The organism is Vibrio sp. S234-5 (assembly GCF_000960595.1).
Classification (GTDB): Bacteria; Pseudomonadota; Gammaproteobacteria; order Enterobacterales; family Vibrionaceae; genus Vibrio.
In genome coordinates, this window is record NZ_JZAM01000060.1 from 252,100 (window position 1) to 263,481 (window position 11,382).

The window sequence follows — 11,382 nt, forward strand, 5'->3', positions numbered from 1 at the left end:
CTGCCACGTATCAGCAGGTATCTTCTCCATCTACCGTGCGCCAACCATCACTCTTCTTGCGGTTGAAAACGCAGCAGCCTCAACGCATTAAGCGTCACTAAGGCGGTCGCGCCACTGTCTGCCAATACCGCCACCCAGAGGCCAGTGATGCCGAGCAAACTCGTTACCAGAAACACCGCTTTCAACCCCAGAGCCAAGGTGACATTTTGTCGAATGTTACTTAGCGTGGCGCGCGATAGTTCGATCATCGCTGGTAATTCGACCAAGCGATTGTGCGTGAGCGCAGCATCGGCTGTCTCTAACGCTACATCGGTTCCGCCGCCCATCGCAATGCCAATACTCGCCGCTTTCATCGCCGGTGCGTCATTGATGCCGTCTCCGACCATTGCCACCGTTTGTTTTGTCGCCAGCTTCTCAACGTGATGCACTTTGTCTGTGGGAAGCAAGTTAGCCTGAAAATCGATACCGATGTGCTCAGCGATCGCTGCTGCGCTACGTGGGTTGTCTCCGGTGAGCATCAGCGAGGAAATACCTAAGCGTTTCAACGCATTAATTGCTTGGTGAGCGTCATCACGCAAGGTATCTTGCCATGCAATCAGACCCATAACTTGTTGATCATAGCGAACCAAAGCCACGGTTTTTCCCTCAGCTTCTAACGTCTGCATCGCTTTTTCGAGCGCGTCCGGAAGCGGAAAATTGGCTTTCGCTGAGGCAATCACTTCCACTAACTGCCCCTCTACCAACCCCGAAACGCCCACGCCAATCTGCGCCGTTTTGTCTTGGGCGTGAGGAATCGTCACTCCAGCTTCCTTAGCTTTGGCAACTAAAGCCGTTGCCAACGGGTGATTTGAGCCGACCTCTATCGCACTGGTCATGGTGAGGAGTTTCTCTTCACTGATATCGACAGCAACAATGTCAGTCACCTGCGGCTTGCCACGAGTTAAGGTGCCAGTTTTATCAAACGCGATGGTGTCCACTTTACCAAGTAACTCCAGCGCGGCCCCCCCTTTTATCAGGGCACCTCGTTTAGCGGCGGCGGCTAGCCCGGATGTAATCGCCGCTGGCGTAGAGATCACCAACGCACAGGGGCAAGCAATCAGCAGCAAGGCTAAACCGCGATAAACCCAAGTTTCCCAAGGCTGGGCAAAGAGCAATGGCGGTGTGACGATAACGGCCAGCGAGACCAACATCATCAGTGGTGTGTACCAGCGGCTAAATCTATCGAGAAAACGCTCCAGCGGTGCTTTACGTGATTCGGCTTGTTCGATCAGGTGCAAAATACGATCAATCGCATTCTCTCCTTGCTTAGACGTCACTTCGACTCGAACGACTTTATCTAGCGAAACAACGCCTGCCATCAACTTAGCACCAGCCTGATGTTCGACAGGAAGGGATTCGCCAGTCAACGCGCTTTCATCAAAACTGGCGATCACGCTCATCAATTTACCATCGGCTGGCAAACGATCGCCCGGAGCGATTTCCACCACATCTCCCGGTAACAACTCACTGGCAGCTACCGAAACCCGTTCACCATCGACGATTTTTATGCTGTTTTCTGGGACGAGCGCCATCAAGGCTTGCACGCCACTGCGAGCTCGGGACGATGCATACGCTTCCAGCTTTTCACCAATCAAAAACAGCAGCAGTACCATTGCCGCTTCAACGCTTTCACCTAAATAAAGTGCACCTAGAGCGGCCACACTCATCAAGGTTTCAATCGCAAATGGGGTACCCGATAAGGCCAAGCGCCACGCTTTTCTCGCGACAGGATAGAGCCCGGCTAAACAGGTGAGTACAAATATCCAACGGCTAACATCGCTATCAATGATTGAAAACAGGGCGCCTATCATCATGGCAAGGGAAATGGTCAAGATATGCGCGTTGCTTTTCAATGTTGCGCGCCAGCCAGATGCCGACTCATTGAGGGGATTGCGCACTTTTATTGCGCTGAGCAGGCTAAGAGGAAAGCCGGTTTTTTGCGCTAGGTGCTCAATATCGCTGGCAGCAACGCGCTCATCAAAATCGACCACCAGTTTTTCCGTGGCAAACAGCACTTTTGCTTCAATAACCCCGTCCATTGTACGCAGTGCTTTCTCGAGTTTTTGCGCACAGGAGGGGCAATCCATTCCTGAGATGAGCCATTGCTGGCGCTCTGTGTTCAGGCTTGGGGTTTGAGGCCTTTGCCGCTCGCTTTCCTCACCAGGGTCACTGGTTGAGCATACATCAGAGGAGCAGCAATCTGCCGTGGCTGAGTTGATTGGGCTGATTTTTGCAGCCGCGAGGTTAGCGCTCTGGCAGCAAGTTGATGCGGGACGAATAGCCGATATTTTTTGTGACTGACAAGCAGTATGTTTTGCGCACATAGTCGATTCCTTTTTTAAGATGACAACCTAAGCATAAACCTTGGAGTTCACTCTAAGGTCAAGCCCCTTTTTTGCCGACTTTTCGCTGCTCGCAATAAAATGGCCTCGCTAATCCGAGGCCACACCATCTGCTCGCATCTTGTCTATATACCTAGACGGGATGCTTGAAACAATCAGTCAGACTGTTTCCGACCGCTTTAAGCACATCACGGCGGGTTATCACACCAACCAAGCGGTTTTTGTCTACCACCGGGTACATTTTCGGTTTGCCTACCTTCATCATCTCCGCCAGCTCAATAATCGACATCTCAGGCGACACCGACAGCACATCGACATGCATACATTCACCGACCGTATGTGCGTCTTGGCAGTAGTAGCTGGCTTTGACTAACTTATCGAGTAAGTCTTGTTCAGATAAAAAGCCGATGACTTCTTCTTTTTCATTGATCACGGGTCCGCCCATCACCAGGCTTTCCATCACTTTATTCAGCGCAGCGCTCAATGACATATCGACCGTAAAGGTCACCGCTTGTAAGGTCATATAGTCTTTAACTTTTAGTGACTTCATCGCCATCTCCTTTGCAGCGTTTTTTGCACTTAAGTTAAGTGTCGTCTAATTTCCTCAATTTACTAAATCGAATGTGACGATTTTATCAATTGATGAGATCGTTCTTCTTAGCCTTGAGACAATCGGAGAAGTTGATAAAACCAGCGTCACCATTAACCCTACAATGTGTTATTGAGCTATATCTTAATAGCTGTATTTAAATCATAAAGTGAAGTAAGGGCACAGTATGGTAGATGAATCCATCTTATCGCGCGTTATTGTGAATAACCCAAAAGTGATCCATCACTTTTTTGAATCACTACCGGAGCCCACTTTTCTCATCAGTGAAGCCGGATATTACATTGAAGCTTGGGGCGGCAAGGATACCAAGCGACACCATAATCCATCTTATGTGATTGGTTTAAATCAGTTCGAAGTTCTGCCTGAAGACAAAGCAAGATGGTTTTTAGATGTGATAAAACAGGTGATTGCGACGCAGAAGCCGCAAGAGCTTGAGTATGAGCTACACCCTTACGACATGCCTTGTTTTAAAGGGGTCGCAGGCCCGAGTGAGCTGCAATATTTCAGCGCGTTTGTCATTCCGGTCATTGGAGAAGACAAGGTACTTTGGTCGGTGAGAAACATTACCGAATACAAAACCGCACTTCAGGAACTTAAACGGCAAAGAGCGTCACTGGAAACACTGTCTTGTTTAGATCATTTAACGCAATTAAACAATCGCTACGCACTGGAGATCTACCTTCCATCGCTTTTGGCTCAAGCGATTGCCAACGGTCAAAGTGCTGCCTTGTTTATGGTCGATATTGACTGTTTTAAAGATCTTAATGATACCTTTGGCCATCTCAATGGCGACAAAGCGTTAAGAATGGTGAGCCACACATTAAAAAGATGGAGCCATGAGAGCGGTAGCTGTTTTCGTTATGGCGGCGATGAGTTTCTCGTTTTTATCCCTGCCATTTCTCAGCAAGAATGTGTGGAAAAAGCGCACGCTTTATTGGCATCGGTCAAAAAACTTGCCATTCCTAATCCAAACTCAAGCGTTGCCAATATTTTGACCGTCACCATCGGCATTCAGTTTTACCACCAGTTAACTACAGAACATAATGATTTAGAACGTTTTATCTCCAAAGCCGACAAGGCCTTGTTTAACGCCAAAGCAACAAAAAGAGGAACTTTCCAGTTCCTCCCCTAATCGATACGTTTTCCTTCTAGAAACCATGCCATTTTGTTGGCATGGTCTCCGATGTGTAGCGTTTTACTCTAAATCTTGCTACTGAGCCCAACGGTATGTAAGTTGTATCGCGATGGTATCGACATCGTTTTCTCGCAGAAAATAGCGTGAAGCCTGCAAGCCGAGCCCCCATGTCTCCGAAAGCGCATACCCCACTTCAGCACCTAAATAGCCATTAAAGCCGTCAATGTCAGTCTTAATGGTGCTACCTTGATAGGTACTTTCAATGTCCGCATTCCAAAATAGGCCACCGAGATTGACTTTGGCATGCCAAGCGTCACTTTGCCAAAATTGATAGCCCACTTCTAAGCCAACACCACTGGCCAAAATGGGCGAAACACTCGCCACACTTTGATGGTACTCCTGTGGCGAAGTGGTCGCGCCACGTAGCGTCGCGCTTCCTTCTCCCATATCCACATAGCGCAGCATCGCTGACCACTTTTCATCGAACTGATACCCCAAGCCAACCGAACGGTAGAAGCCGTTATCATCGGTTGAGACCACATCCGCCATGCTGACAGCGCTGCGCTCATCGGCATGGCTGACGCCCATCTGCGCATCGAGATACCAAGCAGCTTGAGAATTGAAACTCAGCGCAGCCAGCAGCGCCAACCAACCTTTTTTGCCAACGCGGCGCAGCGCGCCAGCGAGAGTGAGTAACATTAATGCCATACCGCCTAACGGGCCTCCTGAACTGTTTGATACATCGACATCTTTCACTAGTTTCACCGTCACCGTCACCTTGCCAGTGTCTTGCAGACCTTGGCTGTCTTGAATCACATAGGTGATAACATCCGTACCTTCAAAGCCCAAGGTCGGCGTGTAGGTCACCGTTTGATCGGCGTTCAACACGGCCTGTCCATGCTCGGGGTTATTAATTGATACCAAAGTCAACGCGTCATTATCAACATCACTGTCATTGGACAGGACGTTAATCGTGACTGGCGTGCGGTCGTTGGTTTCAACCACATCATCCGCGGCACGTGGATTTTGATTGTTAAGTACGTTGACCGTTACTTTGGCTGTACCCGTACCACCTTTACCGTCGGTCACGCTATAGGTAATGGTCGCCACACCGAAAAACTGTGACTGGGTGGTGTAACTCAGCTGATTATTCACCACGTTGACACTACCGATGTCCACCGAAGCGCTGCTTAGGGTTAAGCTGTCGCCGTCGGCGTCCGTGTCGTTACTCAGCACATCGATGACCACGCTGCCATTGCGCGTGACCACTGCAGTATCGTCGCTTGCTTGTGGTAGCGCATTGCTGCTGGCGCGAGCGGCAACACCACCTGGGTCAACCACGCTGCCGTTTGCCATGCCGTCATCATCGTTCGGTCCACCATCTTGGACAGTAAGTTGCACACACCAGTGGCCTTCAGTTAAGCCCGGTGTCCATGCACTGTCTCCCGGAGGTGGACAGTAGCCCGCTTCACCGGAAGTAGACGCAATCGAGTTGTCAGCATCTTCAACAAAATCGACCCAGCCCACGCTCGCTCGGAACTTGCGATAAACGGCATTCGCCGGAACAGGCAGACGTTGCGGCATAACCAATTGATAGCTCTGACCTGGCTGCGGCAAGTTGGTCGCCACAAAGTCAAAAATACCGCCAATGTTGTCCGCCTCGTTGTCGACCGTCAGCTCATTATCCAACAAGCGTGCTCCACCTGTCTGGTTTTCCACTATGGTGACACCTTTACGCAAACAAACGCCTGGTTGACCTTCAATGAGGAAACTGTCGTTCTCGGTTACCGTTTGCTGAATCACGTTACAGTCGGTAATGGCATCCAGATAATCAGGAATGCCGTTACCATTACTGTCGCCATGGCCTTCTTGGTCATCCGGAATGCCGTCACCATCACTGTCTTCACTGCCAAGCACTGCCAGTGACTCAACCACTTCAAGATAGACGTTGTGGGTGACCGAAAGCGGTGGTGTGCCATTATCAGTCACCGTCAGTTGCAGATTGTAAATTGCTGAACTGAGCGTCTGCGGTGAGAAAGTCAGTGTGTCGCTGTTTGTCTGGCCTACAATCGCTTGGTTGAGCGCATCGTTACTACTACTCCATGCAAAGGTGTGGGTGTCAGACGCGTTGGCATCGGTCACACTGCTGGTAATGGTGACCAAATCCGAACTATTATCAATCTTGCTACGCTGCTCTCCTGCCTGAGAAACATTGACCGAGACTTTAGGTGCCACGTTCTCTTCAAAAATCGTCAAGGTATAACGACGTTTACTGCCGAGGTTGAGCGTGTTGTCCAAGTCGATCACTAAGGTTTCTGCACTTTCACTCTGTCCATCATTCAGGATGTCAAACGAAAGCTTGCCTTCTGTTCCGCTGGAGATGACCACTTCACCCGAGGCGAGAGTATGGTCACTGCTGTCCGTGCTCCCCGATACCGTGTAAGGCACCACAACTGGGTAACTCGGCGCAGGGCCGTTGAGGTATACCGACACGGAGTGGCTGGTACCTTCAGTGGTTTGTGCATCTTTGGAAATGCTAATAAGCGGATGCACAATCACGGTTTGACTCGCCTCGGCCACATTACCTTGCGAGTCTTGGGTACGCCAATACACTGTATTGGCTCCAGGACGGAAGAAGGTATTGTTGTCGACCAAGGAGACCGGTAATGGTTTACCCGTGCTGTCTTCGGCGATCGCTGTCCCCAACGCCACTTTGGTAAAGAGTGAGGTCGCATTCACTTCCACATCGGCTGGCGCGGTAATGGTTGGCGCATCCAATTTCGCGCTGTTAATGGTCACTGTCGCTTTCGCGGTTGCTTTACCTCCGTTACCATCTTTCACACCGTACTGCACCGTCACGGTACCAATCGCAGTCGTCACAAGCTGGATTTGGCTGCCGACCGTCGTCGCGGTTCCTGAGGTTGGTCTTACCCAGTCCAGTTGCAACGTATCTTGGTCAACATCACTATCATTGCTCAGCACATCAAGCAGATAGATACCATCGTTGCTTTCAGTGAAGACAAAGGTGTCGTTGACCGCCACTGGCGCATCGTTGACGTTAATAACTGTAAGGTTAAACGCTGCGAGAGACGCGCTGAGTTCACCGTCAGATACCGTAATAACGATATTCTCGGTGGTACCAACATGTTCGTTGGCTGGCGTACCACTGAGCACACCGGTTGCAGTGTTAAAGCTCGCCCAGCTTGGTTTGTTGCTAATAGAGAAGCTCAAACTGCTACTATCCACATCCCCTGCCTGCGGCGCAAAGCGGTACGCACTGTCTTGGTTGACTGTGAGCGCAGGAGTACCACTGATGGTTGGCGTGTCGTTGACATTGTTCACCGCAATACTGAAGGTATTGAGTGTGGCTGTCGCTGAGCCATCAGAAACTGTAATAACAATCCCCGTATAGGTGCCGACATCATCATTCGATGGCGTACCACTTAACGTACCTGTCGCTGCATCAAAGCTCGCCCAAGCAGGTTTGTTGGCAATACTGAAGGTGAAGGCTTGGCTGTCGACATCCGATACTTGCGGTGTGAACAGATAAGCGCTGTCTTCATTCACTTGCGTTGCTGGTGAACCGGAGATAACCGGTGCATCGTTAACGTTATTCACGGTAATCGCAAACGCTGGCAAGGAGGCCGAAACGCTACCATCGGATACGCTGATCACAATACCCGTATTCGTACCCACATCACTGTTACTTGGCGTGCCAGAGAGTGCTCCTGTGGCCGTGTCAAATGTCGCCCAAGATGGTTTGTTAGCAATCGAATAGGTCAGTGTATCCGCAGGGTCATTATCCGATGCCTGAGGCACAAACTGATACGCACTATCTTCATCCACTTGCGTCGCTGGGCTACCGCTAATCACAGGTGCGTCATTAACGTTATTGACCGTAATGGTTACCAACGCCGCTTCAGAGGTGAGTTCACCGTCACTGACGCTGTAAGTGAAACTGTCCTGACCAAAGAAGTTGCTGTTACCCGTATAGACCGCTTGGTTACCGGTGATGGTCACGCTACCGTTAACTGGCGCGGTGGCGACTTGATAGCTCAGCGATGACCCTTCTACATCGCTACCATTTAAGGTGATGGTCAGCGGTGTTTCTTCCTCTCCCGTCGCGCTGACATCGGTCGCAGTGGGTATATCGTTGACCGCATTGACGGTCAGATCGACACGCACTTCCGTAGAGTCCAGATCACCGTCGTTGACCTTGAACAAGAAGGAGTCGGAGCCATTGAAGTTCGCTTCTGGTGTGTAACGCCAACTGTTGTTGGTCAACTGTTCTAGCACACCATGGCTAACTTGCTCAGTGATAACGTACTGCAGAGTGTCATCATCGTTATCAATGTCTGAACCGACCAGCGTGATCACCAAACTCTTATCTTCATCCAGTGTTTGTGACTGTGCTTGTGCCATTGGTGCATCGTTAACGGGTGTGACCGTCATGGTCACTGTCGCAACGTTAGAAACCGCACCTGCTACGTCTGCTACTGTGTAGGTGAAGCTGTCTTCGCCAAAGTAGTTTTCTTCAGGGCGGTAGACAATCGCTCCTGACGCCGTCACGCTGACACTACCATGAGCTGGCTTATCGACCACGTTGACGCTGGTGAGATCAAAACGGTCTCCCGTATCGACATCGCTATCGTTACCCAATACGTTGACTTCAAACGAGCCTTCTTCCAGTAGCTGCGCACTGTTATCAACAGCTACGGGGGCATCATTGACCGGCGTAATATTGAGCGTGACGGTTGCCGACGCTGAGACCGCCTGGCTACTGTCGGTCAGCGTGTAGGTAAAGCTATGCTGACCATTCACGTTCGCTGTTGGTACAATCTTCAAGGTGCCATCGGCGTTGACACTCACCGTAGCGAAACTATATATCCCCTCGCCTTGACCAAGATCTAGCAAGGTAATACTGCTCGCGGTGAATGACCCATCTTCGATATCACTGTCGTTACTTAAAACATCGAGTGTCGAGGTGACATCTTCATCAAAGGTAAGTGTGTCTGCCGCCGCCACAGGTGCGTCATTGACAGAACCGATATTAACGCTGACTGTTGCCGCAAGCGAAACGCTGCCTTCACTATCGGCGATAGTGTAAGTAAAGCTGTCACTGCCATTTTCATTCGCATTCGGCGTGTAGACAAAAGTGCCTGCGGTTTGATCAATGGTCACTTGTCCTTTTTGAGGCAAGCTCACCAATGCCAAATCACCCGTTGGGATGCCATCTTCCACATCCGTCGTTTGGCTGCGCACACTAAGCGCCGCACTGGCGGTATCTTCGTCGGTAGTGATGGTCAACGCTTTCGCCACTGGTGCATCATTGATGGCACTGATAGTGACGGTCACTGTCGCTTCTTGAGACTCCTGTAACAGGGCATCTTTCACGGTATAGGTAAAGGTGTCGGTACCTGTCTCATTGCTGTTTGGCGTATAGGTAACAACGCCGTTGCTGATCGACACCTGACCTTTACTTGGTTGCGTTTTCACCGTTGCAGAAGAAGCGACCATGTCATCATTAATGTCGGAATCGTTGGCTAATAGATCAAATTGTTTCGCCGTATCTTCCTCAGTAGAGAAGCTGTCATCAACCACCGTTGGCGCGACATCGTAACGTTTAGTGACGGTATCCGTCACTGCATCAGACGCATTGCCTGCGGCGTCGGTGACCACCACGCTGACTGTTAACGTCCCCTCTTGCAAACTTGTGACGTCAATGCCCGTTACTTGCATAGTTTCAGAGGTGATGGTTTGACTAGCGCCGTCAATGGTCGCGGTACCGTCGCTCACGCTATAAGTGAACATCGCGTTCACTTCAGCTGCTGCGAAGGTAAAGCTCATCGCCTGTTCGTTGGTTTTGTTAATGCTCTCCTGATCAATGCTGATGCTATGCCCAGTCGGGATCGCCGTATCCACTGAGATCACCAACTGAGTCGCTGCCGTATTGAGGTTGCCAGCCGCATCGCTAAACTTCTCTGCGGCAACATCAATGGTTGCATCCTCAGTGCTCTCTTCTGCAGGTGTAAATGTGGCCGTGTAGCTGGTGCCACTGCCCGCAAAGTTAGAAAGCGTTCCGCCAGCAACGGTCACATCAGATTCGGCAAAATCAGTTGCTGATTCAGTCAAGGTAAAGGTAAGCGTTGCCGTTTCACCCGCTTTCAGCGCATCGCTGGTGCTAGTAATACTAACGGTTGGAAGCACAGTATCGACACTGATAGAGATTGGTGTTGCTGCGCTGTTGCTGTTACCAGAGGCATCGGTAAATGTGCCTGTGGCAACATCAATGGTGCCGCTCGCCGTACTCTCTTCCGCCGGTGTAAAGGTCGCCGTGTAGCTGATGCCGCTGCCTGAAAAGCCAGACAACGTACCGCCACTGACTGTGATGTCCGTCTCGGCAAAATCACTCGACGACTCACTTAAGGTAAAGGTAAGCGTCGCGGTTTCACCCGCTTTCAGCGCCGATTTATCACTCGAGATAGTCACACTCGGCACTAAGCTATCAACGCTCATAGACAGTTGAGACGCAGCAGTATTGCTATTCCCCGCAGCATCGGTAAAGACATCTGCCGGCACGTTAATCGTCGCTGCACTGGTACTGTCTATCTCCGGCGTAAAGGTAGCCGTGTAGCTGCTACCACTGCCCGCAAAGTTAGAAAGACTGCCGCCAGTGACGGTGACATCCGATTCAGCAAAGTCACTCGACGATTCACTCAAGGTAAACGTGAGTGTTGCCGTTTCGCCAGCTTTGAGCGCCGACTTGTCGCTGTTAATACTCACTGTTGGTTGAGTGATATCGAGTGTAGCGGTAGCTAGTACAGGTGCTGCTGCATTACCCGCATCGTCAGTGACAGTCACCGACAAGCTTAGGGTTCCATCATTTAGGCTGCTGATATCACCAATACTCACGAGCTGATCCGCTGTACTGATACTGCCTGAACCTGTTACATCAGTGCCACCGCCATTACTGCTTAATACATAATTATAGGCTGAACCACTTTCTGCGCCGCTAAAGGTAAAGCTCGCTGAACTCGCTTCCGAGGCGTTATAAGTAGTGTCATTCAAAGCCACGCTGTGGCCCGTCGGTACCGCCGTGTCGAGCGTGCTGCTCGCCGTCACCGCCGAGGCGCTGTTGCCTGCGCTGTCCGTCACGATGACCGACAGCGTCAAGGTGCCGTCATTAAGATTGGACAGGTCGATGCCACTGAGGGTCTCACTGGCGCTGGCAAGCGTGCCTGTGCCCGTTACGCTGC

The 11,382-nt window shown here is 50.8% G+C and carries 4 protein-coding genes; 1 reads left to right on the forward strand and 3 read right to left on the reverse strand.

The features are described from left to right. Positions 1-47 precede the first annotated feature (47 nt). Positions 48-2,363, reverse strand: a complete 2,316-nt coding sequence (locus tag UF06_RS02355) for a zinc/cadmium/mercury/lead-transporting ATPase (RefSeq protein WP_045569011.1) — start codon at positions 2,361-2,363, stop codon at positions 48-50. A 151-nt stretch (positions 2,364-2,514) separates the two neighbouring features. Then, complete coding sequence (locus UF06_RS02360; protein ID WP_045569012.1) at positions 2,515-2,931, reverse strand: CBS domain-containing protein; 417 nt, start codon at positions 2,929-2,931, stop codon at positions 2,515-2,517. Positions 2,932-3,157: 226 nt separating this feature from the next. Between UF06_RS02360 and UF06_RS02365 the strand changes: the two genes are divergently transcribed. Continuing rightward, on the forward strand, positions 3,158-4,123 hold the full coding sequence (locus tag UF06_RS02365; RefSeq protein WP_045569013.1) for a sensor domain-containing diguanylate cyclase: 966 nt from the start codon (positions 3,158-3,160) through the stop codon (positions 4,121-4,123). A 78-nt stretch (positions 4,124-4,201) separates the two neighbouring features. Here the strand turns inward: UF06_RS02365 and UF06_RS02370 are convergent, their stop codons facing one another. Beyond that, a complete protein-coding gene (locus UF06_RS02370) occupies positions 4,202-11,299 on the reverse strand; it encodes an Ig-like domain-containing protein (protein WP_226972340.1) in 7,098 nt (2,365 codons plus the stop codon). Positions 11,300-11,382: the final 83 nt, after the last annotated feature.